Origin of the sequence: Paraburkholderia kirstenboschensis (assembly GCF_032806925.1) — a bacterium.
GTDB lineage: Bacteria > Pseudomonadota > Gammaproteobacteria > Burkholderiales > Burkholderiaceae > Paraburkholderia > Paraburkholderia kirstenboschensis.
In genome coordinates this window covers 2,857,644-2,882,832 of record NZ_CP136512.1, presented here as the reverse complement: position 1 = coordinate 2,882,832, position 25,189 = coordinate 2,857,644, and the positions used below count along the sequence as shown (strand labels likewise).

The 25,189-nt window shown below is 60.7% G+C and carries 23 protein-coding genes and 2 pseudogenes; 10 read left to right on the top strand and 15 right to left on the bottom strand.

What is annotated here, in order from left to right:
- Positions 1–34: 34 nt before the first annotated feature.
- Both RW095_RS21910 and RW095_RS21905 read left to right on the top strand, forming a co-directional pair.
- Positions 35–220, top strand: a complete 186-nt coding sequence (locus tag RW095_RS21910) for an NAD(P)-binding protein (protein ID WP_317018309.1) — start codon at positions 35–37, stop codon at positions 218–220.
- Between the two features lie 47 nt (positions 221–267).
- Positions 268–552, top strand: coding sequence for a hypothetical protein (locus RW095_RS21905; protein ID WP_317018308.1), 285 nt, complete (start codon positions 268–270; stop codon positions 550–552).
- Positions 553–585: 33 nt separating this feature from the next.
- Here the strand turns inward: RW095_RS21905 and RW095_RS21900 are convergent, their stop codons facing one another.
- Positions 586–888, bottom strand: coding sequence for a hypothetical protein (locus RW095_RS21900; RefSeq protein ID WP_317018306.1), 303 nt, complete (start codon positions 886–888; stop codon positions 586–588).
- 13 nt (positions 889–901) lie between these two features.
- Here RW095_RS21900 and RW095_RS21895 point away from each other — a divergent pair, with 13 nt between their 5' ends.
- On the top strand, positions 902–1,882 hold the full coding sequence (locus RW095_RS21895; protein WP_317018305.1) for a zinc metalloprotease: 981 nt from the start codon (positions 902–904) through the stop codon (positions 1,880–1,882).
- 403 nt (positions 1,883–2,285) lie between these two features.
- Here RW095_RS21895 and RW095_RS21890 read toward each other — a convergent pair whose 3' ends face one another.
- On the bottom strand, positions 2,286–2,555 hold the full coding sequence (locus tag RW095_RS21890; RefSeq protein ID WP_317018303.1) for a DUF2254 family protein: 270 nt from the start codon (positions 2,553–2,555) through the stop codon (positions 2,286–2,288).
- A gap of 802 nt (positions 2,556–3,357) precedes the next feature.
- Here RW095_RS21890 and RW095_RS21885 point away from each other — a divergent pair.
- A pseudogene (locus RW095_RS21885) lies at positions 3,358–3,500 on the top strand (adenosine-specific kinase); the annotation flags it as partial.
- Between the two features lie 46 nt (positions 3,501–3,546).
- Here the strand turns inward: RW095_RS21885 and RW095_RS21880 are convergent.
- A complete protein-coding gene (locus RW095_RS21880; protein WP_317018302.1) occupies positions 3,547–6,303 on the bottom strand; it encodes a UPF0182 family membrane protein in 2,757 nt (918 codons plus the stop codon).
- 331 nt (positions 6,304–6,634) lie between these two features.
- Between RW095_RS21880 and parS the strand changes: the two genes are divergently transcribed.
- From parS to RW095_RS21855, 5 genes and pseudogenes are all read left to right on the top strand, one after another.
- Complete coding sequence (parS, locus tag RW095_RS21875; RefSeq protein ID WP_317018301.1) at positions 6,635–7,075, top strand: type II RES/Xre toxin-antitoxin system antitoxin; 441 nt, start codon at positions 6,635–6,637, stop codon at positions 7,073–7,075.
- Complete coding sequence (locus RW095_RS21870) at positions 7,075–7,548, top strand: RES family NAD+ phosphorylase (RefSeq protein WP_317019928.1); 474 nt, start codon at positions 7,075–7,077, stop codon at positions 7,546–7,548. Before parS ends, RW095_RS21870 begins: the two co-directional genes overlap by 1 nt.
- 317 nt (positions 7,549–7,865) lie before the next feature.
- Entirely contained in the window at positions 7,866–9,302 is a 1,437-nt protein-coding gene (locus RW095_RS21865) for an ISNCY family transposase (RefSeq protein ID WP_317016276.1), read from the top strand.
- A 251-nt stretch (positions 9,303–9,553) separates the two neighbouring features.
- Positions 9,554–10,990, top strand: coding sequence for an ISNCY family transposase (locus RW095_RS21860; protein ID WP_317016276.1), 1,437 nt, complete (start codon positions 9,554–9,556; stop codon positions 10,988–10,990).
- A 293-nt stretch (positions 10,991–11,283) separates the two neighbouring features.
- Positions 11,284–11,639 (top strand): annotated as a pseudogene (locus tag RW095_RS21855) (ISNCY family transposase); the annotation flags it as partial.
- Between the two features lie 39 nt (positions 11,640–11,678).
- Here RW095_RS21855 and RW095_RS21850 read toward each other — a convergent pair.
- The 9 genes from RW095_RS21850 to RW095_RS21810 all read right to left on the bottom strand — a co-directional run bounded on the left by RW095_RS21850 (position 11,679) and on the right by RW095_RS21810 (position 20,912).
- Positions 11,679–12,305, bottom strand: a complete 627-nt coding sequence (locus RW095_RS21850; protein WP_317018299.1) for a DAK2 domain-containing protein — start codon at positions 12,303–12,305, stop codon at positions 11,679–11,681.
- 11 nt (positions 12,306–12,316) lie between these two features.
- Positions 12,317–13,327, bottom strand: a complete 1,011-nt coding sequence (locus RW095_RS21845; RefSeq protein ID WP_317018298.1) for a dihydroxyacetone kinase subunit DhaK — start codon at positions 13,325–13,327, stop codon at positions 12,317–12,319.
- 48 nt (positions 13,328–13,375) lie between these two features.
- Entirely contained in the window at positions 13,376–14,377 is a 1,002-nt protein-coding gene (locus RW095_RS21840) for an ABC transporter permease (protein ID WP_317018297.1), read from the bottom strand.
- Positions 14,374–15,909 carry a sugar ABC transporter ATP-binding protein gene (locus RW095_RS21835; protein WP_317018296.1) on the bottom strand — a complete coding sequence of 512 codons (1,536 nt, stop codon included), beginning with the start codon at positions 15,907–15,909 and terminating at the stop codon, positions 14,374–14,376. Before RW095_RS21835 ends, RW095_RS21840 begins: the two co-directional genes overlap by 4 nt.
- Positions 15,910–15,969: 60 nt before the next feature.
- The gene (locus tag RW095_RS21830) at positions 15,970–17,067 is read right to left on the bottom strand and encodes a substrate-binding domain-containing protein (protein ID WP_317018295.1); all 1,098 of its coding nucleotides are present in this window, start codon (positions 17,065–17,067) and stop codon (positions 15,970–15,972) included.
- Positions 17,068–17,132: 65 nt separating this feature from the next.
- Positions 17,133–17,804: a class II aldolase/adducin family protein gene (locus tag RW095_RS21825; RefSeq protein ID WP_317018293.1), complete on the bottom strand. Its 672-nt coding sequence runs from the start codon at positions 17,802–17,804 to the stop codon at positions 17,133–17,135.
- Positions 17,801–18,880 carry an S-methyl-5-thioribose-1-phosphate isomerase gene (mtnA, locus tag RW095_RS21820; protein ID WP_317018292.1) on the bottom strand — a complete coding sequence of 360 codons (1,080 nt, stop codon included), beginning with the start codon at positions 18,878–18,880 and terminating at the stop codon, positions 17,801–17,803. The genes RW095_RS21825 and mtnA overlap by 4 nt, the downstream gene beginning before the upstream one ends.
- Before the next feature lie 17 nt (positions 18,881–18,897).
- On the bottom strand, positions 18,898–20,166 hold the full coding sequence (gene mtnK / locus RW095_RS21815; protein WP_317018290.1) for an S-methyl-5-thioribose kinase: 1,269 nt from the start codon (positions 20,164–20,166) through the stop codon (positions 18,898–18,900).
- 50 nt (positions 20,167–20,216) lie between these two features.
- Positions 20,217–20,912, bottom strand: coding sequence for a GntR family transcriptional regulator (locus RW095_RS21810; protein WP_236597472.1), 696 nt, complete (start codon positions 20,910–20,912; stop codon positions 20,217–20,219).
- Positions 20,913–21,276: 364 nt separating this feature from the next.
- Here RW095_RS21810 and RW095_RS21805 point away from each other — a divergent pair, with 364 nt between their 5' ends.
- Positions 21,277–22,035 carry a Crp/Fnr family transcriptional regulator gene (locus RW095_RS21805; protein WP_317018288.1) on the top strand — a complete coding sequence of 253 codons (759 nt, stop codon included), beginning with the start codon at positions 21,277–21,279 and terminating at the stop codon, positions 22,033–22,035.
- Here the strand turns inward: RW095_RS21805 and RW095_RS21800 are convergent.
- The 3 genes from RW095_RS21800 to RW095_RS21790 are packed head-to-tail and all read right to left on the bottom strand — an operon-like array spanning position 22,010 to position 25,156.
- A complete protein-coding gene (locus RW095_RS21800; RefSeq protein WP_317018286.1) occupies positions 22,010–22,666 on the bottom strand; it encodes an aspartate/glutamate racemase family protein in 657 nt (218 codons plus the stop codon). The genes RW095_RS21805 and RW095_RS21800 overlap by 26 nt on opposite strands.
- Before the next feature lie 31 nt (positions 22,667–22,697).
- On the bottom strand, positions 22,698–24,215 hold the full coding sequence (locus RW095_RS21795; protein WP_317018285.1) for a sugar ABC transporter ATP-binding protein: 1,518 nt from the start codon (positions 24,213–24,215) through the stop codon (positions 22,698–22,700).
- Positions 24,215–25,156, bottom strand: a complete 942-nt coding sequence (locus RW095_RS21790; protein ID WP_317018284.1) for a sugar-binding protein — start codon at positions 25,154–25,156, stop codon at positions 24,215–24,217. Before RW095_RS21790 ends, RW095_RS21795 begins: the two co-directional genes overlap by 1 nt.
- Positions 25,157–25,189 lie beyond the last annotated feature (33 nt).

Below are 25,189 nucleotides of genomic sequence, written 5' to 3'. Positions count from 1 at the left end.
GTGTGAACAGGGAGTCGTCTGCTGTGAGCAGCTTATGGAGCTTCGTTTGCGAATGACCAGTTCAATTGACTGTGTAATCGTCGGCGCGGGGCCCGCCGGCCTGACCGCCGCCTTATGTCTCGCTCGATATCGCCGCTCGGTGAAAGCGTTTGATCGGGCGAAAGCCGTGCGCGGCTCATCCCCGCTTGCGCGAAACCTTCCGGGTTTCCATCCGGCATAAGCGGCGAGGCCTGGCTGGCAAGTCTGCGCGAGCAGTTCGAACCCAATGTGTTGACGCCCGAGCCAGCTCGGGTCGAGACCATTAAAGCTGACGACAACGGATTCAGGATCGACTATCGCCCGCTGCCCGGCATCGAAGAAGGAGCGGTGCGCTCGGTGCATGCTAGCCGTGTGTTGCTGGCCGCAGGCATTCGGGATGGACTGCCATCGATACCCAACGCGGCGGAACTGACGCGTCGCGATCTCTTTGATGGAGCCGCTGTTCATCCCGTCATAGGCTGCAATGCTCGGACCGAGCCCATCCAGGTGTGGAGAAATTCGCCAATGAACTAGTCGTCCCGCCGCGAGCATTTGGTGTGCAAGCTCTCAAACTGGCAGGGCCATGGATTGTTTCCTCCAATCACCGCCGCGCGCGTTATGCGGCGTAATTAGTGACATCGTCGCGCTGACGACCAGAGACAAAAAGATGCCATCGGCACCAAGCCAGGACAAATTCCAGATCTTCAAATATCCGTTTTGTGACTTCAGACACGAACCAATTTCGTTGGGTGGACTGACTGTCCCTACAGAAAGCGTCACCGTCCAGAGCGTGATTTTTGGCACAGGTGAGAGCAAAATCAAAAAAAGCGGAAAACGGAACCTCCCCGTCCGACGGCAGATGTTCGCCAAGAGGAGACGCCAAATGAGCGTAATTGTCAGGAACAATCGCTGGCCGTCAAATCGCGTTCCCTATGAAATCGTGGGAGAGACGAAGGCGGCCGAATGGTTTAGGCAACTAAATGATTGCGTCGGGCATCAACTGCTCGTACCGAGGCTCGCTTCCGACGTCAGCTACGTTCGATATACGGTGGGCGGTTATTCAAAATCTGAGACGATAGGGTTCAAGGGTGGCATGCAGACGATAGGCGGCACCGATAAACACACGGTCATGCATGAGTTGCTTCATGCGCTTGGCTTTCAACATGAGCAACTGCACAAAGGATTCCCGTGGGACGATAACAATCCAAAGCGCACGGACAACGGTAAAAATCGTATGTTCTCGTACAAAGGGAAAATCAGCGGTTCGGGAAAAAATCTGGCTCTGTACAAACAAATAATGCTACTGGGAGCGAAAGGGAGTACGCAGGAAGAGCAAGAGAAATCGGGGTTGTTCTATGCCGATAATAATCTCGCGAGCCGATGTGTCATGGTGAACGATCCTACCATCGAACATTTTGGTCAGTACGATCTCCACTCGGTCATGAACTACGGCGACTTCCCCAAAGCAGTCAGACTCGCAGGCCTCGAACAGGCGGCCACGGTTATTTCCTCGGGGAAAAGTAACGTGTGCGACGTTCTTAGCAACCAGGACGTACTGGCGCTGGTGCACATGTATCCGCCGCCGCCTCCGCCGGTCCGGGTTCCTTATCGACCGTTTGAAGTCTCTTTTGAAGGCTCGGTGAACGACAGCCTCATGCTCAAGTTTTCGGTCCGGGCGGCGCATAATTCCAGCCAGGAAGAGCAGTTCACTGCGGATGCCGAAGGGACGGCGCTTGTGCGCGGCTTCGATCCGCGAAATGCCGAAATTCGAGTCCATCCGTGGCCATACTGGTCCCGGTTGAGCTTCGAGGCGCCTTCAGCACTACCCGGTGGGCGTTACATGTATTCGGTCCGTTTGCTATAGACCTCCTGTCTTCGGGCTTGCTGGCTGGGATTTTATCGATATGGCACATACGCTGGCCTGACGTGCATGCATCGGCGACTCTTAACTGATACGGGCCGCGCAGCATACGACCTACGCGGGACGATCAATATGATTCTCTACGAAGAAGCAACAGCTGCGGGGAAGAGCGGTATAGACCGAAAGCCCATTGTCCTGGATCGAATTGCCAGCGCTGTCGTAGCGGTAAAAAAGACGGGCGGCGGCGGAGAAGGGCGGCGGTGACGGAGTGCTCAGGGGCATCAGGGGCGCCAGAAGGCCTGTGCGATCGTCCGACCCCGACCGGTGCCGATGATGGGCCCGCGTTCGGGCGTGGTAGAAGATGACGAATGGGACCGCCGCAGCCATGCCGGGAGGCAGATGGTACTCACCGATTTCTAAGAAAGTGTGCGGCGCGTATAGCGTCACAGCGTTGCATGGCGCGACGACCAGCGCCTAAGGGGGAGGGGCCGAGCTGACCGTGCCTCACCACCTGGTGACTGCGAGGGTGTTGGGCACGACAAGAGGATGCAGAGCGACCAGCAGCGCTCTTACCCGATTGTGCCCAGATGGAAAATATGCGCATGGCACGACCGATCACATCGATGGCTGTACCGGGGTCGTTCACGGCCGGCGACAGTGCGCGCGACGCTGGCAACTGGCGCTCGACGTCGTCTTGGATGGGCCCGCTTTTTTGCGCGTGTTCCCTCCGGCGGTTAGCGGATAAAAGCCGACTTCTCGAGTAAAGATTGGCGAGGCAGATACCGATCGATCCGTAAGGGGCATTCCCGGGGACTCATTTTCTACTTCGCGACGTTGTAAAGGACTGATCTTGACCGCGTGCTGTCCGATTCGGTTGCCATATGTCGTCGGGCCACAATATTTCTCGACTACCGTCGGGGGCCGTGCGTCGGAGGCTGCGGAGCGAAGTGACGGCTTATTTCGCGTCCGGTAAAGCGATGCTGAGTATGGTTTGGCCCGCTATCGGGACGCTCCGAAGTCCAAGTTGATAATCATTTGGAAGGCCTCCTTGCCGCCCCCAAGTTAGAGGGCGGCAAAGGTCTACAGTTGCGGTGCGAACCACCAACCGACCTGTCAGGAGGCGCATACGAAGTATCGCGCATGATCTGCACTCGAACAATGCCGTGGTCCCTGTGATCGACGACCAGGATCGGGTGCTTTACTGCAAGCGGCTCGCCAACGATGTGCAGCTGATTATGCTGCGCTCGTGCCACACAGGGATGAGCTTCAAGGAGTAGTCGTGGAGGCTACGTCCAACTGGTACTTGCTTGTCGACGGACTAATCGCTGCGGGCCTTGCCTTGCTGTAGATTGTCAATTACGGGCGGCCACCGTAATTGACAATCTACACCGGTGACCGTGATACAGCGATTTCGCTTTCTTAATCACTTCATCTTAACTGACCGCAGCGCCAACGTGATAAAGCCGTGCCGGAGGTGTCCCACCCAGATCCTGATTGCGGAAACGCATCAGGGGCGCGGTATCCTGGGAGTGGTGGAGGGTTCCCGCCGGTTGGCGTGGAAAATGAGGAAAACGTTCAATGGCGCAAAGATTTGTTGCTCGCCATCGGTTACAAGGCATAGCAGTGCTGTATCCGCTCTGCATGCATAAACGCCTTTTGCATTCAGGTCACTTTTGATCGCCGCCGGAACGGCCGGCGCCGAGTGCTTCGAGCAATGGCCGCAGGTTATCCAGTTCTGCTCCGAAGCCGCTCCAGTCTCCTGCCTTCAGTCGCTCGATGGCGCGGTCATAATGGGCTAGCGCCTCGCGTGCGCGCGCGTTCGCTGTGCCCCCCGCTGGCGATGCCGTTTGCGAGGACTTCTTGAAAAGCGCCGCAAGAGCTTCACCCAGGCTGTCCTCCATTACCACACGGTCCCCGTAGGCGGCGATCACCCGCTTCAATTCAGGTAACTGCCCGGACGCCGCGCGCAAATAGAGTGGAGAAACGTAGAGGATCGAGTTCTCGATTGGCACGACCACAAGGTGACCGCGAATCACGCGTGAGCCCATCTGGTTCCACAGCGAGATCTGCTGCGAGATCTCGGTGTTTTGCTGAATACGCGCTTCGATCTGAAACGGCCCATAGACCAGCTTGTCCTTGGGAAACGTATAGACGATGAGTCTGCCATATCCGGACGGATCGCAGCGCGCCGCCAGCCATGCAATCATGTTCTCCCGCTGGCTCGGCACCATCGGCAGCATGAGGATGAATTCGGCGCGTGCGTCGCCGGGGAGTCGCATGATCGTGTAATACGGCGGCATAGTGCTGGCGGCGCTTCCGCCATCCATTCCGACCAGCTCCCGGGGAAACTGCCACAGATCCTCGCGATTGTAGAAGACCTCCGGCGCATCCATATGATAAGCGCGGTAGACCTGTGCCTGGATCAGGAACAGGTCTTCGGGGTAGCGGATATGCTGCCGAAGCTCCAGTGGCATCGCGTCCAAGGGCTTGAACAAACCGGGGAAGATGCGCTCGTATGTGCGCAGGAGCGGATCGTCGGGATCGCTGACGTAGAAATCGACCGTGCCGTTGTACGCGTCGACCACGACCTTGACCGCGTTGCGGATGTAATTGGCGCCGTCGCCGAAACCTGGCCGGGAGTAAGGAAACCACTGGCTGACGGTGTAGGTGTCCTGTATCCAGAAGAGGCGCCCATTGCTTGCGACGACATAGGGGTCATGATCAAGACTCAGGAACGGCGCGATCGTACGCACGCGGTCCTGAATGTTGCGGTGAAGAAGGATCCGGCTCTGATCTGTGATATAGCCGCTCAACAGGATGTTCGGGTCGTCGAGCTGCCAGGCGAAGAGACTACGTCGCGCCATGCTGCCGATGGTGACGCCGTCGCGCCCGCTATACGTCGTGTAAGCATTGTCCACCCCTTTTGGATAGTCGAATTCAGCTACATTGCCCGTCACGATGACGTAATCCTGCCGACCTTCACTGAAATAGAGACGTGGTTCGCGAATGGCCGGGCCGCCTTGGGAGGCGGGCGGAATATCCCGTAGATAAAAGGAGGGCAAGCCTTCGGTGGATTTCTCGGTGACCGGAGACATTACGACGCCGATGCCGTGAGTGAAGATAAGATGCTGGTTCACCCAGGTTTGGGCGTTCGGCGGAAGCATCGCAGGTTCCAGTTCACGCGCCGACAGCATCACCTGCCTGTAACCGGCGTCAAGCTGGTAGCGGTCGATGTCTACCGAGAGAAATTTGTAGTAAGTCCTGATCTCCTGCAATTGTGCGTAGGTGTCCATCAGCGGCTGCAGATCCCATAGCCGGATGTTGTCGATGGTCGCGCGATTGGTCTGCAGCGAGTCGAGAGTCAGTTCCTCCCCGGCCTTGAACGGTTGGACCGCAATCTGCGCGAGGCCGTAAGCCTGTCGCGTCAGCGCGATATTGTGCTCGATATAAGGAGTTTCCAGTCGCAGCTCGCTCGGCTTGACATAGAAGCGCTGAAACAGCGCCGGATAGACCACGGCGGACGCAAACGAACTGCCGAATACGAGCAGCGCAACAATGGCCGGCAGCCGGTAGCTCCGCCGGCGCATGTTGATCAAAAGGGCGACGGATGAGGTCGCGGCAAGGCCGACGAGCATCCACAGGACCGGCAACTCGACATGGACATCGGTATAACTGGCGCCGACTACGACACCGTTGTCGCCATAGAGCAGGAGGAAGCGGCCGAGCCACCATGACCAGGCCTTCACCGCAAAGAACAAGCCGAGCAGTGCCGAACCATGAGTGATGGCGGCGGGCGAGAGCGTCCGTGGTGGCCGCTCGAGTGCGATGTCGCCGCGCAACCCGTAGACAGCACCTGCTGCGATCGCGCTGCAGAATGTTAGCCGCAGCAGCAAGTTCTTAAGCGCAACGTACGCGGGGAGCGAGAAAAGATAAAAGCTGATGTCCCGCCCAAAAATCGGATCGCGCTCGCCAACAGGCACCTGGTAAATAAAGCGAAGCGCGATGTCCCAGCACGAGATTTCGCTGGCGGCGATAACCAGCCCAGATACGACCGCGACGCAGGCAATACTGGAGCGCCAGGGAATACGCGGCGCGATCAGTTCGACCACATCGCCAGTGAGTTCCGTCGCATCCGACGGGCCGGCTGCTTCCGCTCGCGAGGTATCGAGGCCCCTCGCGTAACGATGCGCCAGAATCCCAGACAGCCATACCGCACATGCGGAGACTGCGAACACGGCGGCAAAAATCAGCGCTCTCGCGGAAAGAATGGTCCAGAAAACGCCAACATAGCCGATTGAAGAGAACCACAGCCAGTCGACCAGGAAGCCGGTGATGCGTCCGACGACAATCAGGCCGGCGACGAGGGCCATCGCCGTGATTGCATACCGTCTCAGTCGCCCGCCGGACTTCACTCCTGACCGCATGGTCTCCTCCTGCCCTGGCCGTCGACTATGCCTGCTGCGATCGGATCAATCGCGCCCGGCCGATCTGCCGGGCGCGCGCCTGAACGGCCTGTCAACGCAGCCGGGAAAGTCCGCGCATAGCCATCCATAACTGGCGTAACGCAAGTTCGCGTGAAGCGGGTTCAGACCGGTTAAATGATTGTAGTTCGGCATGCCCATTGACACCCGCACCGCGCGCAAACGGCGCCTTCGTCCGCCGCGGGAGGCAGCGGACGCCGCATGTCGCGCCACAGCGGCAGACTGATAACGCCATTTTGGTGCAAAGTAGATGCCAAATGGCAGGAGGGTGATCATGAATCGTATCGGAAGGGTGTCAGCCGACTCACTGCTCGGCGGTCGCACTGTGTTCCCACGCGCGCCCCGGTGGGGTCTTGAGTGGGTGGATGTGGTCCGCCATGGGATTTCGTTTCAGGCGCTGGACGCGATGCTCAGATCGATCGGATTATCGCTAGCGGAATTGGCGCAGGCACTCGATATTCCTGAGCGGACTCTGGCACGTCGCAAGCGCGAAGGTGTCTTGAGTCGTGAAGAGTCAGCAAAGCTGCTGCGGCTTGCGCGCGTGGTCGCGCGCGCCGCGGAGGTTTTCGAGGCTCTTGACCCGGCACTTGCCTGGCTTAAGACTCCGATCGCTACGCTGGAGGGCGCGACGCCCCTCAGCCTCGTGGATACTGACATTGGCGCCGATAGTGTGATGGACACGCTGGGGCGCATCGAGCATGGCGTCTTTGCGTGATGCTGACGGTGTGGCGGGTAGTCACCCAGCGGTATGCGGATACCGCTTTCTCGGGAGAGGGCGCACGACTCTACGGTGGCAGGTGGAATCCCAAAGGTGTCGCGATGGTCTACACGGCGCAAACGCACTCGCTGGGGCTTCTGGAGATGCTGGTCCAGGATTCGCCGTCGCGTGCGCATTATGTGATGATTCCAGCGAGATTCCCCGAAACAATCGTGGAACGGATCGGTCCAGCCAGTTTGCCTGCCGACTGGCGGGACATCTCCGCGCGCGCTGAACTGCAGCAGGTCGGGACGGCGTGGTCGCAGACGCGCGCTAGTGCCGTGCTGGCTGCTCCGAGTGCAGTCGTTCCTGCTGAAACCAATTATCTGCTCAACCCCAATCACACGGATTTTGTCCATGTTGAAATCGGAGCCCGTGAGGAGTGGCTGACTGATCCGCGGTTACTGCGGCGTGCCGCGGCGCCGCTGTAGCAAGCGGCGCGCAAGTCGATGGGCGTGGCCGGGTATCAGTTGCTTCGACAGGTACCAGCATCACTGGAAACAAAGCTGCCGTAGATCGATCAGATTGAAGCAGCGCTTCGGGGAGGTCTGCGCTACGACACATGAGACGAACGCCACTTGCCGGCGCGAGCAAGTTGGGTTGCCCAGCCTAAACTTGACATAATATAAATTATCAACCAAATCGTTGTAGGAGCTTTTTAGTAATGTCCGGTTTGGGCTAATTAGAAATGTCCGGTTTGCCGCCCTCAGGCGCACGCTGTCCCGATGCGTTGACCCAGGGGGCAATCATGAATGGGCGTGGCCTGATCACGGCAACCATGCGCGAATTGGAACGAGTCAAGGTCATCGAGGCTGTCGTTGAAGGCCGTCTGCGGTGCTTTCAGGCAGCCGAGCGGCTGGATCTCTGTGAGCGTCAGATCAGCCGGCTGTGCCGGCGTTATGAGACCGAGGGTCCAGCCGGGCTGGTGTCGCGCAAGCGTGGCAAGCCGAGCAACCGCGAGTTGCCCATCAATCTGCGTGCACGGGCCATGGCACTCGTGCGTGAGCGCTACGCCGATTTCGGACCGACCCTCGCGTGCGAGAAGCTGGCCGAATGTCATGGCTTGGTGCTGGCGAAGGAAACTGTGCGGCGCTGGATGCGCGATGCCGGGCTGTGGGTGCCGCGCCGGCAACGGCCACCGAAGATCCACCAGCCGCGTGCCCGGCGCGCTTGCCTCGGCGAACTGGTGCAGATCGACGGCAGCGACCACCGCTGGTTCGAGGAGCGCGCGCCCGCCTGCACGCTGCTGGTGTATGTCGACGATGCGACCAGCCGCCTGATGGTGCTGCATTTCGCGGCCACGGAGTCGACCTTCAGCTATTTCGAGGCGACGCGCGCGTACCTCGAGCGCTACGGCAAGCCGGTGGCGTTCTACAGCGACCGGGCCAGCGTATTCCGGCCAACGTACAGCCGCAACGGCGCGCGGGGCGTCACGCAGTTCGGCCGCGCGATGTACGAGCTCAATATCGACACGTTCTGCGCGAACTCGAGCCCCGCCAAGGGGCGCGTCGAGCGCGCCAACCTGACGCTGCAGGACCGGCTCGTCAAGGAACTCAGGCTGCGCGGGATCAGCACACAGGAGGCCGCCAACGCCTGGGCGCCCGCCTTCATGGCCGCGTACAACGCGCGCTTTGCGAAGCCGCCCAGGAGCCCGTTCGATGCACACCGGCCGCTGCGCGCCGACGAGGATCTGGACGCGATCCTGACGTGGCGGGTGATGCGCAAGGTGTCGGAATCGTTGACGGTCCTGAATGACCTCATGATCTGGCTGCTCGACGATACGCCGGCCACCCGCCGGCTGATCGGCCGCTACATCGACGTATGGGAGTACCCGGACGGTCGCATCGAACTGCGGGCCGGTGGCGTGGCGCTGCCCTGTGTGCCGTACGACAAGCTCGCGGAGATCGACCAGGGGGCCGTCGTTGAGCACAAGCGGCTGGGTTATACGCTGCAGGTCGCGCAGGCCCTGCAGGCCCAACGCGATAATCGTCGTGTATCGGGCTCGCCGTCACGCACGAATCGCGGTGCGGCCGTACGCAAACTGACAGGCTCGCCGGGCACGAAGAAGCCGCGCGCATTCACGCAGACCGATCTGAATGAAACGATCCTGCAGCTCGCCACGCAACACACAAAACAGCCAAAGGCAGCATCAAAACCAGGCCGTCGGTCTGCAAGGGCACACTGAACGGACTGACACGCCCTGCCCGTTCATAAGCAGTCCTTCAACACTGTATGAGTTGAAACCCGTGAAAGACAGACTCCACACCAACCTCTGAGATCAGACATTTCTAATTAGCCCAGACCCCGACATTTAAAAAAAGCCTCGACAATCGTTGTAGGAGCTTTTTAGTAATGTCCGGTTTGGGCTAATTAGAAATGTCCGGTTTGCCGCCCTCAGGCGCACGCTGTCCCGATGCGTTGACCCAGGGGGCAATCATGAATGGGCGTGGCCTGATCACGGCAACCATGCGCGAATTGGAACGAGTCAAGGTCATCGAGGCTGTCGTTGAAGGCCGTCTGCGGTGCTTTCAGGCAGCCGAGCGGCTGGATCTCTGTGAGCGTCAGATCAGCCGGCTGTGCCGGCGTTATGAGACCGAGGGTCCAGCCGGGCTGGTGTCGCGCAAGCGTGGCAAGCCGAGCAACCGCGAGTTGCCCATCAATCTGCGTGCACGGGCCATGGCACTCGTGCGTGAGCGCTACGCCGATTTCGGACCGACCCTAGCGTGCGAGAAGCTGGCCGAATGTCATGGCCTGGTGCTGGCGAAGGAAACTGTGCGGCGCTGGATGCGCGATGCCGGGCTGTGGGTGCCGCGCCGGCAACGGCCACCGAAGATCCACCAGCCGCGTGCCCGGCGCGCTTGCCTCGGCGAACTGGTGCAGATCGACGGCAGCGACCACCGCTGGTTCGAGGAGCGCGCGCCCGCCTGCACGCTGCTGGTGTATGTCGACGATGCGACCAGCCGCCTGATGGTGCTGCATTTCGCGGCCACGGAGTCGACCTTCAGCTATTTCGAGGCGACGCGCGCGTACCTCGAGCGCTACGGCAAGCCGGTGGCGTTCTACAGCGACCGGGCCAGCGTATTCCGGCCAACGTACAGCCGCAACGGCGCGCGGGGCGTCACGCAGTTCGGCCGCGCGATGTACGAGCTGAATATCGACACGTTCTGCGCGAACTCGAGCCCCGCCAAGGGGCGCGTCGAGCGCGCCAACCTGACGCTGCAGGACCGGCTCGTCAAGGAACTCAGGCTGCGCGGGATCAGCACACAGGAGGCCGCCAACGCCTGGGCGCCCGCCTTCATGGCCGCGTACAACGCGCGCTTTGCGAAGCCGCCCAGGAGCCCGTTCGATGCACACCGGCCGCTGCGCGCCGACGAGGATCTGGACGCGATCCTGACGTGGCGGGTGATGCGCAAGGTGTCGGAATCGTTGACGGTCCTGAATGACCTCATGATCTGGCTGCTCGACGATACGCCGGCCACCCGCCGGCTGATCGGCCGCTACATCGACGTATGGGAGTACCCGGACGGTCGCATCGAACTGCGGGCCGGTGGCGTGGCGCTGCCCTGTGTGCCGTACGACAAGCTCGCGGAGATCGACCAGGGGGCCGTCGTTGAGCACAAGCGGCTGGGTTATACGCTGCAGGTCGCGCAGGCCCTGCAGGCCCAACGCGATAATCGTCGTGTATCGGGCTCGCCGTCACGCACGAATCGCGGTGCGGCCGTACGCAAACTGACAGGCTCGCCGGGCACGAAGAAGCCGCGCGCATTCACGCAGACCGATCTGAATGAAACGATCCTGCAGCTCGCCACGCAACACACAAAACAGCCAAAGGCAGCATCAAAACCAGGCCGTCGGTCTGCAAGGGCACACTGAACGGACTGACACGCCCTGCCCGTTCATAAGCAGTCCTTCAACACTGTATGAGTTGAAACCCGTGAAAGACAGACTCCACACCAACCTCTGAGATCAGACATTTCTAATTAGCCCAGACCCCGACATTTAAAAAAAGCCTCGACATCGTGTGTAGAAGCAAAGTAGTAATGTCGTACTAGGGCAAAGCTGAAACGTCGCATGTCATGCTGGCTGATCTTTGACGGGAGGCTCGCATGACGACATCCGGGACGATCACGATGACAATGCGCGAGGTTGACCGGCCCAAGACGATCCAGTCGCTGGCCGAATGCCATGGCGTGGTGCTGGCGAAGGAAACCGTCCGACGCTGGATGCGCGATGCGGGCCCGTGGATTCCGCGCAAGCAGCGGCCGCCGAAGCTTCACCAGCCGAGAAACCGCCGCGCCTGCATGGGCGGACTGCTCCAGATCGACGGCAGCGACCACCGCTGGTTCGAGGACCGCGCACCGGCCTGCACGCTGCTGGTGTTCATCGACGATGCACAGGCCGGCTGATGGCACTGCACTTCACGGCGACCGAATCGACCTTCAGCTACGTCGAGGAGATGCGCGCGTACCCTAAACAGCATGGCAAGCCGGTGGCGCTGTACACCGACATGGCCAGCGTCTTCCCTTGAACAGCAAACATTGAGGCCGCATGCCGAATCCCGCTATGCAGCAAACGCGCCGCGCAGCGCCTCCAGGAAACGCACGTATGCCGTTGCTCCGGGGTCCGCATGGCCGATGCTTCGTTCCTGCACCCACGCAGCACGGCCCTTTCGCGATTGGATCGAGGCCGTCGCAGTGACACCCTCCTGGGCCGTGACGATCATCGCATCGAGCAGCATGACGGCAGTGCCTTGCGATGCCTCCAGCGTATCGAGGCTCGGCAGCAGCGCATCGAGCACCGTCTTGTCGCCGAGCTGACTCTTGCCGCGCTCGACGATGCGACCCGCCACCGCCCGCCCAATCGCCAGTGCGTCGGCGCGCCCGACCCCTTGTGCGCCGGTCACCGCCTTGGCAGCGGCAAGCAGACCGCCGCCCACGAGCGCCGCGAACGTCGACGGATTCGCGGTCGAGAACGCCTTGCCGGCGGCCAGCAGCACATCGCTGAGCGATGCGTCGTCGGGCAATGCGGCAAGCGCCTTCACGACCGCAGCCGATCCCGCCCGAACCGTGATGCCGAGATCGCCATCGCCCAGGGCGGCGTCGAGCTCACGCAGTTCGTCGGCGTGAGCGGGAAGCGCATTCAGTGCGCGCGTCAGAAGCTCGCGCAGTTCGTTGTTGGATACAGTCATCGCATGCCTCTTCAGGATGCCGTGCCGTCACGGAAGAACGGCGACCTTGCCGGTGCTTCGAGCAGCGCCTGAAGTTCGTCGTCGAGCAGCATCACAGTGATGGATGCGCCCGCCATCTCGAGACTCGTCACATATTCGCCGACATACGAGCGCGCCACCTTCAACCCCCGATCCGCAACAAGTTGCGCCGAACGTCGATAAAGCAGATAGAGCTCTTCCAACGGCGTCGCGCCGAGCCCGTTGACGAGTAAGGCGACGCGTGAGCCATTCTCTGCATCGAGATCGTCCAGAATCTGACGCGTGATGCGTTCAGCAATTGCATCCGCGGATTCGAGCTTGCCGCGGTGGGTACCGGGCTCGCCATGAATACCTATGCCGATCTCCATCTCGCCTTCGGGTAGCGTGAAGGTGGGCTTGCCGGCGGCGGGCAGGATGGTCGGCGACAGGCCGACGCCCATGGTTCGACAATTGGCGTTTGCCTTGCCGCAGACACGCGCCACTTCCTCCAGCGAATCGCCGCGCTCCGCTGCGGCGCCCGCGCATTTGAAGGCGAACAGCATACCCGCGACGCCGCGCCGGTCGGCGGCGCGCTCCTTGGGCGCGGAGGCTACGTCGTCGGTCAGCACGACCGTCTGGATCTGAATGCCTTCCGGCTCCGCCAGGTCGGCCGCGAGATCGAAGTTCAGCACGTCGCCGCCGTAGTTCCCATACACGTAGAGCACACCGGCGCCCCCATTCACAGCCTTGGTCGCTTCCAGTATCTGCTCAGCCGACGGCGATGAAAAAACGTTGCCCACTGCGACGCCGCTGCACAAACCCTCCCCCACGTAGCCGAGAAAGCCGGGCAGATGACCCGAGCCGCCACCCGTCACGATGCCGACGCGCCCTTCTTTCGGCGCGTCCTTGCGTACCAGCGCCCGCTTGTCAGCCGTTGCGCTTTTGATCCACGCCGGATGGGCGATCAGCAGGCCTTCGATGATCTCATCGACGAAGACATCGGGTTCATTGATGATTTTTTTCATGTCGTGCTCCTCCGGTTCGGGGTGCTTTCACAGAATGCAAAAAGACGCTTACTGCTTGCGTCGCTGACTGAGCGCATCCAGCAGGACAGCCGCGAATATGACCCCGCCCTGTATGAACTGCGTCCAGAAGGGATTGACGCCGAGCAGCGACAATCCCACATTGATCACGCCGATGAGCACGACGCCGATAAACGTTCCCACTATCGACCCGCGTCCTCCGGCAAGCGACGTCCCGCCAATGACGATAGCGGCGATCACCTGCAACTCCAGCCCGTTGGCCGCGGAAGGCAATGCGGAATTGAGCCGCCCCGCAAGCACGATCCCGGCAATGGCGGCCGTCACACCGGCCAGCATGTAAGTGAGGAACACGACGCGATGCACCGGGATACCCGCGAGACGCGCTGCTTCCTGATTGCCGCCCACCGCGAACACCTGATGTCCGAACGTGGTCTTGCGCAACAACACGTGACCCATGGCGAAGATCAAGAGCATGACTATCATTGGCATGGGCAAGCCCGCGACCGTTTTCGCGCCGAACGCCGTGAAGGTATTCGGGAAATCGAACTTGGTGCGTCCATCCGAAATGGCGAGGGTCAAGCCGCGCGCCATGGCCATCATCGCCAGTGTGACGATGAAGGGCACGAGCCGCAGCCACGCAACGGCGAGACCGTTCAATGCGCCTGCCGCTGCGCCTACCGCGAGCGCCACGCAAAGCCCCGCCATGCCGAGGCCGATGGCTCCGGGACTCGACCCCGCCATCACAGTCGCGGCGACCATGCCGGTCAACGCGACGAGCGAACCGACCGAAAGATCGATCCCCGACGTAATGATGACGAAGGTTCCGCCCACCGCCGCAATGCCGACCACCGACACCTGCACCATGATGTTCGTCAGCGTACTGGTCGTCAGAAACTCGGGCGATGCAATCGACAACGCAATACAAATGATGACGAGCGCGGCGAACAGTGGGCCGATCCCGCTCCTCAATTGGCGAATCACGCGGCGCGACAGCGCCTCCGTATCCGCGCGGTTGGCTGCCGTGGAGGTCATGCGCCTGCTCCTGTTGTAGCCCATTGAATGACGGCTTCGGAATGCGCCTTGTCGCGCGGGATCTCCGTCACGATGCTGCCGCGATGCATCACGAGCACGCGATCCGACATGCCGAGCAGTTCCGGCAATTCCGAACTCACCATGACGACCGCCCCACCCGCCCGCGCCATGGACACCATATGCGCGTAGATTTCCGTCTTCGCCCCTACGTCTATGCCGCGCGTCGGCTCATCGAGCATGATCACGACGGGTTCGGTTGCGGTGGCGCGCCCGAGAATCACCTTTTGCTGGTTGCCGCCCGACAGTGTCCGCGTGACCTGCAAGACCGATGACGAACGCACGCCGAAACGCGTGCTGGCATCTTGCGCCAGCTTGCGCTTCCTGGCACGGCTAACGAATCCGCCGCGTGCCAGCACTTTAAGACTGGACAGTGCGATGTTTTCTTCGATGCTGGCATCGAGCACGAGCCCCTCGAGCTTGCGATCCTCTGACGTATACACGAGGCCGTGACGCACGCCTTCGGTCGGCGAATGATTCGCGATCTTCCTGCCTTTGACGAGTATCTCGCCACCCGTCGCGGGCATTGCGCCGAAGATCGTCTTGAGGAGTTCGGTGCGCCCCGCGCCCGCAATTCCCGCGATACCGACAATCTCCCCCGCCCGCACCTTGAAGCTTGCATTGCGCAGCAGCGGCGCGCTGACGAGATTACGGACTTCGAGCACGACATCGCCGTAATCGCGCGGCTCCCACGGGTAGAACGATTCCAGATTGCGCGCGACCATCGCCTGCACGAGTTCGGCTTCGGTCCATTGCGACATGGGACGCGCACCGACAGTGGCGCCATCGCGCATCACGACCGCCGAATCGGCCAGTTCGAACACTTCTTCCAGATGATGCGAAATAAAGATGATGCCCATGCCCGCAGTTCGCAGCCTGCGCACCACGGCATACAGATTGACGATGTCCTGACTTTGCAGCGCCGCGGTCGGCTCATCCATTACGAGGATGCGCGCATCGCGTGCAATGGCTTTCGCCACCTCGACCAGTTGACGCTTGTTGAGCGGCAGATCGCCGAGGCGCATCCACGGCGGCACATTGTCGAGACCCACACGCGCAAGCGCCTCCCGTGCGAGCTGATTGGCTTCGCGCTGCATGAGGAAACCCTTGCGCGCAGGCATGCGGCCGAGAAACAGATTCTCCGCCACCGTCATGTCGTTGATGAGCGAGAGTTCCTGATAGATGACGGCGACGCCGGCGTCGATGGCCGCATGGGTGCCGCGCGCAAGCGGCACCCCGTCGATTTCGATCGTGCCCTCGTCGGGCTCGTAGGCGCCCGACAGCGTTTTGACGAGTGACGACTTGCCTGCGCCGTTCTCGCCGACGATCGCCATCACATGCCCCGCCCGCAATTCGAGGCTCACGCCGCGCAAGGCCTTCACGCCCGGAAAACTTTTGACGATGCCATGCATGCGCAGCAGCGGCACGGGTGTATCAACGGGGGCGCGCTCCCGTTCTTCGGCTTGCACTGTCATGTCGCCTCATTCCGTTTGCAGGCTGCGCGCTATCCGATGCAACGCAGCCCGCGGCTTGTCTTACTGTTTGACTTCCTCGGACCACAACCCGTATTTCTTCGTCGCATCCGAATCGATATTCGACTTGTCGATTAGCAGAGTCGGCCAGGCATAGTTCGCCGGCACGTCTTTCTTCGCGCTGTAGTCAGCGACGAATTGCAGCGACTTGGCCGCCATCTGAATCGGGTTCTGCGAGATGGTCGCGTCCTGCTTGCCCGCGCGAATCGCCGACAGCGCCTGCGCTGTGCCGTCCGCGCCGATGACAAGAATGTGCTGCTTGTCGCCGAGCGGCTTATAGCGGCCCGCATTGTCGATGGCTTTTTCCGCGCCGACTGTGTTGTCGTCGTTTGCGCCGAAGACCGCGTCGATCTGGGGATACTTCTGCAGGATATTGGTCATCGCGTTGAGGGACTTTTCCTGATCGAACGCGCCTTCCTGACGAGCGACCACCTTGATGTCGGGATATTTGGCAATTTCGTCGCTGAAGCCTTTCTCGCGATCGGTGGCGGCCGTCGTGCCGACGAGTCCGATCAGATCGACCACGTTGCCTTTCGCGGAGCCGTAGCGCTTCGTCAACTGGTCGGCGATCCATTTGGCCGCCGTCTGACCTAGCGCGACGTTATCTGACGCGACGAAAGACGTGACCTTGCCGCCGTCCGAACCGCGATCCAGCGTGAACACTGGAATGTTCATCGAATTGGCTTTTTCGACGGCGGGAATAATGGCCTTGGAATCGATCGGATTGAGCACGAGCGCTGTGACGCCCTGGCTCAAAAGATTGATCGCGTCGTTCACCTGCTGTTGCGCGTCCCCATTCGCATTGGTTTGCACGAGATCGAAGCCCTGCTCTTTAGCGCCCTTCTCCACGCCCGCCTTAAGGCCGACGAAGAATGCATTATTGAGCGTAGAAACCGAGAATCCAACTTTTGTCTTGCCGCCCGACGCGTTGGCCACGGGCGCGCTGGCCGGCGCGCTCGCGGCCTGGCCCGAACTGGTGCTGGTCGAGCTGTTGTCGCTTTTGGAACAACCGGCAAGCGCGGCTGCCGCACACAGCAGCACCGCACAGGTCGGTTTACCCAATACGTCCCATCCGTCGAATCTTGCTGAACTCCAGGCCATAGCTGTCTCCGTTGTAGGATTTATTCACTGCGATGCTAACGATAATTTCCCTTGAAGCAAGCGCGCTAACGCCCTGCTTGCCTGGGCCTGCCATAAGTCTTGAACCTTTCCAGCACCTCGTCCATCTGCACATCCGACAAAAGCGGCGGCGGACCCAGCTGACACGCGAGCAGGTATTGCCGTGCCAGAACTTCCACTTCGTGCGCGAGCCACACGGCGCGGGCGAGATCGTCACCCAGCGCGACGACGCCGTGATGCGCAAGCAGGCACGCACGCCGGTCCTGCAACGCCTTGAGCGCATGATCCGAGAGCAACTGTGTGCCAAAGAGCGCATAGGGCGCGCAGCGAATCGAATCGCCGCCCGCTGCCGCAACCATGTAATGCAGCGCCGGAATGTCGCGTCCATGTATTGCCATGGCAGTGGCCGCGGTTGAATGCGTATGCACGACCGCATGCATCTCCTGCCGCGCACGAAGAATGTCGCGATGAATGCGCCATTCAGACGACGGGCGCTTCAAGCGCAGCACCTCGGCGTCGTCGTCCACGTCGAGCGATAGCCATACGATGCTTTCCTCGCGCAACTCGCGCGCCGGCACGCCGCTCGGCGTGATCAGAAAACCATCGCCCAGGCGCGCGCTGACGTTCCCGGAGGTGCCCTGATTGATGCCGAGCCGCTCCATCTCGAGCGCGGTCTCGACGATTCCCCGGCGCAGCGCGCGTTCCTGCGCCGCGCTCATGCCGCGTTCCCCGCCGCCGGAAAGAAGTTGCCGAGCGATCGTTCGAACGGCGCACTCGCGATGCCACGTTCGGTGATGAAAGCCGTGACCAATTCGTGCGGCGTTACATCGAATGCGGGATTGCGGGCCTTGATGCCGTGCGGGGCCGTGCGCTGCCCTGCGAAATGCGTGACCTCTTCGTCGCACCGCTCCTCGATCTCGATCTGCGCGCCGGTCGGTGTGCGAAAGTCGAGTGTCGAAGACGGGCATGCCACGTAGAACGGTATGCCGTAATGCTTCGCTGCAATCGCAAGCCCAAGCGTGCCTATCTTGTTGGCGAAGTCCCCATTGGCCGCCACGCGATCGGTGCCGACGATCACCACGTCGATGAGCCCTTGCGACATGATCGAAGCGGCTGCGCTGTCCATGATCAGCGTCACGTCGACGCCGGCCTGCTGCAATTCGAATGCAGTAAGACGCGCGCCTTGCAGCAGCGGCCGCGTTTCGTCCGCGAATACCTTGAACGTTATGCCCTCGCGATGCGCTGCATAAATCGGCGCGGTGGCGGTGCCGAGGCCAGTGGTCGCAAGCGCGCCAGCATTGCAATGTGTGAGCACGCCGCCGCCCGGTTTGATGAGCGGCATGCCATGGCGGCCGATGCCTTCGCACAGCGTCTGGTCTTCCGCATGAATCTGGCGGGCCTCTTCGACGAGAGCCTCGTAAAGCGCAGTCGAATCGCTCGCGCTGCAAGTGTGCGCACGTTGCAGCATGCGTCTGAGGCTCCAGCTTAGATTCACAGCAGTGGGACGCGCCGTATTGAGCCAGCGCGCCCGCCGTTCGAGTTCCGCCCGGAATTGGCCGAGCGGCAATGCACGCGCATCCTGAACGGCAACGCATAATCCATACGCCGCTGCCACGCCTATAGCGGGCGCACCACGCACGCGCAATTCGTGAATGGCCCGCCATACGGCGGCTGCATCGGCGACATGCTCCACCACGATCTCATGCGGCAGGCGGGTTTGATCGAGCAGCAGAAGATCGCCGTCACGCCATTCGATCGTAGGGGCCAGCGCGGGGAACAGGGACTGCGCAACCATGAAAGCTCCGTGTGCGGTTAAACGTGTGTCAGCGTCTCGCGCAAGATATCGCGCGCAAGCATGGCAACCTGCTCGATGTCGGTCAGCGTGTCGCGTTCCACGAGCAAGGCTTCCGCGCAACGCAGGCAACGCACTTCAATCAGCGCCCGCGCCTGCGCGTCCGGTATACGCGTGATTTCGGCGACCTTCGCCATGCCCACGATGCGGCGAATCATCTTGCAGCCCGCAAAGCCGAGGGTATCCGCAAGCAGGCGGCGCATGAAATGCGCGCGATAGCCTTCGGCCGCGCGCGACTCGGTCTGGCCGCCGATAAAGCGGCGCTCGCTGCGGCTTTCGTGATCGCGCCAGAGTGCCATGAACTGCTCGCTGAAGCCATTCCATATACCGATCGCCTGCGCGAGCAGCCATTCCTCGTAAGCCGCTGGGTCGCGCCCATCCACACGGCCATGCCAGTCGCGCGAAAAATAAGCCAGCAGCAGATTGGCCAGCAAGGCGCCGATGTCGAAGCTCATCGGCCCGTAAAAAGCGAACTCCGGATCGATGACAAACGTCTCTTCCTCATTGACCATGATCGAGCCGGTATGCAGATCGCCATGCAGCAAGGTCTCCGCGCGATTCATGAATGCCCATTTCATGTCGCCTGCGGCAATACGCAATGCTTCGTTCGTTCTCAGGCGTTCGAGCACGGAAAGCGGCAGTGCCAGGCTGTAGACATTGGAAGGATGGTCCTCGAAGGGAAAAGTGAATACGAGATCTTCGGTAATCCTGCACAACTCGACATTGACGGCTGCGCTCACGGCCTGCTTCTTGATGTCCGGCGCAAGAAAGAGATCCGAGCCGTAGAAAAGCGTATGTGCAAGATAAGTGGACAGATGAGCAGCGAGCTTCGGATAGGTAATGCCGTTAATGAGGCCTTGCCGCAGGATGCAATGCGAGGCAAGCCTTTGCATGACCATCAGGAAGCGCTTGCTGTCGGCGTGATACACCTTCGGCACATGCTGCGGACAGAGCGCGCCGAAGCGGCGCAAGGCCGCGACTTCGTGCTCCATGCGCTGGCACGACAGAGGCCACGCCTTGCCGACGAGCCGCAGAAAAGGCGGCGCCTGTTTGACCACGACGCTGCGCTGCGGCGCCTTCGCATTCGTTACGAAGTACACGTAATTCAGATTGCCGTCGCCTACTTCGGCGACGTCCAGATCGTCCGGCTCACCGAGCAGCGCGCGCACCTTGGGAATAGCGCCGAGATACGCTGCGAGCTCGCTTGCGGTAAAGGCTTCAAACTCCATCGGTGCCTCCTCCGATGTTGCTTCCGGCGCCCAGCGAACTAAAGACGTCTTTAGCGACGCTTGCGCACCAGATCGAACTTGAAGATGCTCGTGTTGTAGTAGTCGTTGCTATAACAAAGCGGCTCGCCGCTCTGATCGAAATCCACTTCGTCCAGCAGGAGAAACATGCCGAAGCCATCACCCAGTTCCGGCAGATCCCGAGGCGTGAGGATGGTCGGCTGTATCGACGTGTGCGTATGCGACAAGCGCCGGCCTGTGCGCGCGAACATGCCAAAGAGCGATTCGCCTAATTCACCTTGAGCTTCATCGAGAAGCGTCTTCGGGATCGTGTCTATGCAGTAAGCGGCAATTGCATCGTCGGCACGCCTCACCCGTTCGATGCGGATGCAAGTTTCGCCGGGCGCGATCCCAAGCTTCTCGGCGAGACTCTCCGACGCCGCAATGCTGTCCATCTGAATACGGCTCGTGGACGGCACCGCGCCGACGCTCCTTATCATGTCGGTCACAGACATCAGATCATCCAGACCGCCTTGCAGCTTGAGCGAAATTTGTCTGATGAAGGTACCGCGTCCCTGCACCCGGGAGAGCAGCCCGTGCGAGATCATCTGCGCCACCGCCTCACGCAAACTCGACCGGCCGACCCCCAGCAGCTCGCAGAGCTCCAGCTCCGTGGGGATCTGGTCACCGGGCTTGAGCTTGCGCTCACGAATCATGGTCAACAGCGACTCCTGGATCTTGTCGCTCATTGATCGCTCTACGCTTAGGCGCATGTTGCTCTCTCGCTCGTTACTGCACCAAATATACATCAGACATCTGATGTTTTTCTAGGGAATTTCCCTTGGTTTCGTGTCGCGCCGCGTGCGGCTTACGGCTATCCTCGCGCGTCGCTCGCGCAACACGCCAGTGCCGGCAACCCTATCGACGTTGGCTTTGCGACACGCTGCGTTGCGCCAAAGCGGTGTGTTGCAGCAAGCCCTCGCTAAAGTGTCTGACGCGTTGTCTCGAGCGCGTTTCCAGGCTCCATGTGTAGAATGAATCGCACCAAGGCAGCGCCACTACAAATGCCTGAGAAGGCGCCAAAGTTCGCAAGGCAACTTTAAGGAGACGACAATGTGGTTTGTCGGCAAGAGCGAATTGCTCTCTTTGATCCAATGTCATTGCCTCGACGAGGTCATGCCCGCCTTTAGCGACCATCGCACGCTACGCAAGAACGCCGTCATCTATCGGCCGGACGAATCGAGCGAGCATGTGTACCTGCTCAAGAGCGGCAGCGTAAGGCTTTACCGCCTCACCGAGGACGGTCAGGAAATCACACTTGCCTTCGTCAAGGCCGGCATGATTTTCGGCGATGGCGATGTGCTCAATGAGGAGAGCTACTCCCATCATGCGCAGGCGCTTGCGCCGAGCATGGTCTGCTATATCCGCAAGGCGGATTTCAAGGAACTGCTTGCGCGCTATGACGTCATCAATCAGTTCGTGCTGCGCAACCACTATCTGCGCTGGCAGGAAGCGCAGCAATTAATTGAGAATCTCTCGTTACACGACGTGAGAAAGCGGCTCGTCAACATACTCGTCATGTTTTCCGGGCAAGTGGGCACGCCCCTCGAACATCCGGAGCACGGCGATACCATTCTCATCGACTTGCCCATTGCGCAGGACAAGCTCGCGGAATTCATCGGCACGTCGCGCGAATCCGTCAACCGGCACTTTAGCGACCTCAAGGCCGAGGGCTTCGTCGACATGCACGAGCGCAAGATCGTGCTGACACCGGCCTTCATTACGCGGTACATCACGAAAGCGCCGAGCTTTGCGGCGCTGCCCGCGAACCCCGCTCCACATGTGTTCAGAGCGCCGCTAATGCGCGCTTGACCGAAGCTACGCCGCTTTGGGGACTCGACAGTACCGGCACTGAGAGCGAGCCGAGCGACGGCACGAGGCGCGCCATCGAGACTTGCGCGAGCACGATCACATCCACCTGTTCAGCGAGCTCGATAATCGTGCGCGTGAGGATGTCGTCGTGCTTCGCGGCCTGGCCCGCAAGCAGCGCTTCGAATGCACCTTGCGCGATGCATTCCGTGACCTGTATCTCAATGCGGCGCTCGGTGGCTTTTCTGCGGATGAGACGCACCGTGGGCTCCAGCGTCGTGGACACTGTCGCGACTACGCCGATCCGCGGTCCGAGCGCGCAGGCCTCCTCGGCCATCGCTTCGTCTACCTTAACGATTGGCGTGCGGATCATGCTGCGCAGGAGATCGGTCGCCTCGCCCACCGACGAGCAGGCATTGAGAATGATGTCCGCGCCGAGAGCTTCGGCGTTCGCCATATAGCTGTATAGACGGCGCGTCACTTCGGGCGTCAGGCGTCCCGCCGAACGCACATCGGCGAGCAGGCTGTCATCGACGATATTGACGATACGCGCATCGGCGAACTGCTCGGCGAATTGCGCCTTGAGTGGGTCGACCGTGACTGGGCCGGTATGTATAACGACGATCGTGGTCATGTTCGTATCCATTACTTCGTTTGATGGTTTGTCAAGCGGTGGCGAGCGCCATCACTTTTTCCTGGGACGCTTCCGCCCTGCTCAATTGCCCGCTAATGCGTCCTTCGCGCACAGTCAAGATGCGATCGCTTACGGCGAGCACTTCGAGAAGATCCGAAGAGATGACGATCACGCCAATGCCTTCTGCCGCGAGCCTCGCAATGAGCGCATGCACCTCCGCCTTCGCGCCTACATCGATGCCGCGCGTGGGTTCATCGACGATAAGCACTTTCGGGCTGCGCGCGACCCACTTGGCGATCACGATCTTCTGCTGATTGCCGCCGCTCAGGTTGACGACCTTCTGCTCGACGCCCGGCGTCTTGATGCCCAGCATGCGCACGAAACGCTGACAGCTCTCGCGTTCTCGCGCATGCTGCACGAACTGCAACGGCGAATAGCGCTCCAGATGAGTCAGGCTGAAATTCTCGCGCACGCTCATGCCGAGTACGAGCCCCTGGGCCTTGCGGTCTTCGGTAACGAAGCCTATGCCCGCCCTGATTGCATCGTGCGGATTGCGGATCGCCACCGGCTTGCCTTCGACCTTGACCGATCCCGAGCACGCACGCATCCCGAAGATCATTTCCATCATTTCGGTGCGGCCCGAACCGACGAGCCCGGCGATCCCGAGCACTTCGCCACGATGCAGCGTAAAGCTGATATCGCGGATACGGGGCTCCGCCTTCCTGACCGGTTTGAGCGACAGCGCCTGCACTTCGAGCACGGCATCGCGGCTCGCATGAGAATCCGGCTCTCCGTAGAGTTCGCTCAACTCGCGAGCGACCATCATGCGCACGAGTTTCTCCCGCGTCATTTCGGCAATGGGCGCCGTGCCGACCGTGCGGCCGTCGCGCAGCACGGTCACGCGATCTGCCAGTTCGAAAATCTCTTCGAGCCGATGCGAGATATAGACCACCGCAATGTTTCGTTCGCGCAAGCGCTTGACGATGGCCAGCAATATGCTCGTTTCATGATGACTGAGCGATGCTGTCGGCTCGTCCATGATGATGGCCTTGGACCGCGCACAGAGAGCCTTGGCAATTTCGATCATCTGCTGCTGGCCGACGCTCAATTCGCTCACGCGCGTAGCGGGATCGATATCCATGTCGATGGTGGCAAGCACCTCGCGCGCCTCACGATACATGCGCGGCCGGTCGATCAGTCCGAGCCGTGTGCGCGGTTCTCTCGCGAGAAAAATGTTTTCGCCGACAGTGAGATTGCCGACAACCGCAAGCTCCTGATAAATGATGTTCACGCCGAGCGCGCGAGCGTGATGGCTGTCGGCGAGCGCAACTTCCCGCCCTTCGATGAGAATGGTGCCGCCGGCGTCGGGCGCATAGATACCGGTGAGTATCTTCATCAACGTGCTTTTGCCCGCACCATTCTCTCCGGCAAGCGCGAGCACTTCGCCCGCGCGTATTTCCAGATTCACGCGATCGAGCGCCTTGACGCCAGGAAAGGTTCTGGAGATGTTACGCATCTCCAGGAAGGGCACGCCTGTCACGTGGCTCATCACTTCGTATAGCTGGTCATGTTGTCTTTCGTGACGACGGTCACGCCGGTGTCGATGTCCTTTGGCTGCGCTTCCTGGCCCTGGATCTGTGCGACAAGATGCTCGACAGCAAGTGAGCCCATTGTCACCGGACGCTGAACCATGATGCCCTGGATATAGCCGTCCTTGAGCCCTTTGAGCGTGTCGGGAAGATCGTCGAAGGCAAGCACTTCGAGCTTGCCCTTCATCGCGCCGAATTCCTTCGTGTTGAGCACCTTCGCGACCGCCGGCCCACCCACCTGGCTCACGCCGAAAATGCCTTTGAGTTCAGGATGAGCACGCAGCGTGGTTTCGACCACGGAGACGCCGCGTGCCAGATCGTCGTCGGTACCTTGCGTCTCGACAATCTTGATGCCCGGATATTTCGCCAGCCCTTTCTTGATGCCGGCAATACGTTCATTCAGATTGACCGCGCCCAGTTGGCCCGTAATGATCGCCACTTCACCCTGCCCATTGAGCGCCTTGCCCATCGTCTCCGCCATGGTCGCGCCCGCCTGTTCGTTGTTCGTGCCGATATACATGGAACGGCCGCTCCTCGGCGAATCCGAGTCATATGTCAGCACCTTGATGCCGCTTTGCGCTGCGCGCTTCATCACGCTCTCGACCGACTTCGGCTCGTTCACCGATATCGCAATGCCGTCGACATGCCTCGAAATCAGGTCTTCGATGATCTGTACCTGGGTCGAACCTTGTGTGTTTTGGGGCACCACCCATTGATACTTCACACCGGCTTTGTCGGCCGACGTTTTTGCACCCTTGTTGCAATCGTCGAAGAACGGCACCGCCACTTTGGGAATAACGGCGACGGAAATATCTTTTGCGTCTTTGGCATGAGCTGTTGCCCCAAGTGATGCGGCAAGTGCGACCAATGCGCTCGCGGTGAATCGTTGCGTGAGTTTCATGCATGTCTCCTGAGGTTATGTTTGCGGCATTCA

Excerpts from the sequence above, each read along its gene's own strand:
- RW095_RS21830 (WP_317018295.1), bottom strand. The coding sequence starts at position 17,067 with ATGGCCTGGAGTTCAGCAAGATTCGACGGATGGGACGTATTGGGTAAA.
- RW095_RS21845 (WP_317018298.1), bottom strand. The coding sequence starts at position 13,327 with ATGAAAAAAATCATCAATGAACCCGATGTCTTCGTCGATGAGATCATC.
- RW095_RS21860 (WP_317016276.1), top strand. The coding sequence starts at position 9,554 with ATGAATGGGCGTGGCCTGATCACGGCAACCATGCGCGAATTGGAACGA.
- RW095_RS21840 (WP_317018297.1), bottom strand. The coding sequence starts at position 14,377 with ATGACCTCCACGGCAGCCAACCGCGCGGATACGGAGGCGCTGTCGCGC.
- RW095_RS21800 (WP_317018286.1), bottom strand. The coding sequence starts at position 22,666 with ATGACCACGATCGTCGTTATACATACCGGCCCAGTCACGGTCGACCCA.
- RW095_RS21865 (WP_317016276.1), top strand. The coding sequence starts at position 7,866 with ATGAATGGGCGTGGCCTGATCACGGCAACCATGCGCGAATTGGAACGA.
- RW095_RS21810 (WP_236597472.1), bottom strand. The coding sequence starts at position 20,912 with ATGAGCGACAAGATCCAGGAGTCGCTGTTGACCATGATTCGTGAGCGC.
- RW095_RS21790 (WP_317018284.1), bottom strand. The coding sequence starts at position 25,156 with ATGAAACTCACGCAACGATTCACCGCGAGCGCATTGGTCGCACTTGCC.
- RW095_RS21880 (WP_317018302.1), bottom strand. The coding sequence starts at position 6,303 with ATGCGGTCAGGAGTGAAGTCCGGCGGGCGACTGAGACGGTATGCAATC.
- RW095_RS21825 (WP_317018293.1), bottom strand. The coding sequence starts at position 17,804 with ATGAGCGCGGCGCAGGAACGCGCGCTGCGCCGGGGAATCGTCGAGACC.
- mtnA (WP_317018292.1), bottom strand. The coding sequence starts at position 18,880 with ATGGTTGCGCAGTCCCTGTTCCCCGCGCTGGCCCCTACGATCGAATGG.
- RW095_RS21870 (WP_317019928.1), top strand. The coding sequence starts at position 7,075 with ATGCTGACGGTGTGGCGGGTAGTCACCCAGCGGTATGCGGATACCGCT.
- RW095_RS21795 (WP_317018285.1), bottom strand. The coding sequence starts at position 24,215 with ATGAGCCACGTGACAGGCGTGCCCTTCCTGGAGATGCGTAACATCTCC.
- mtnK (WP_317018290.1), bottom strand. The coding sequence starts at position 20,166 with ATGGAGTTTGAAGCCTTTACCGCAAGCGAGCTCGCAGCGTATCTCGGC.
- RW095_RS21805 (WP_317018288.1), top strand. The coding sequence starts at position 21,277 with ATGTGGTTTGTCGGCAAGAGCGAATTGCTCTCTTTGATCCAATGTCAT.
- RW095_RS21895 (WP_317018305.1), top strand. The coding sequence starts at position 902 with ATGAGCGTAATTGTCAGGAACAATCGCTGGCCGTCAAATCGCGTTCCC.
- RW095_RS21910 (WP_317018309.1), top strand. The coding sequence starts at position 35 with ATGGAGCTTCGTTTGCGAATGACCAGTTCAATTGACTGTGTAATCGTC.
- RW095_RS21850 (WP_317018299.1), bottom strand. The coding sequence starts at position 12,305 with ATGACTGTATCCAACAACGAACTGCGCGAGCTTCTGACGCGCGCACTG.
- parS (WP_317018301.1), top strand. The coding sequence starts at position 6,635 with ATGAATCGTATCGGAAGGGTGTCAGCCGACTCACTGCTCGGCGGTCGC.
- RW095_RS21835 (WP_317018296.1), bottom strand. The coding sequence starts at position 15,909 with ATGACAGTGCAAGCCGAAGAACGGGAGCGCGCCCCCGTTGATACACCC.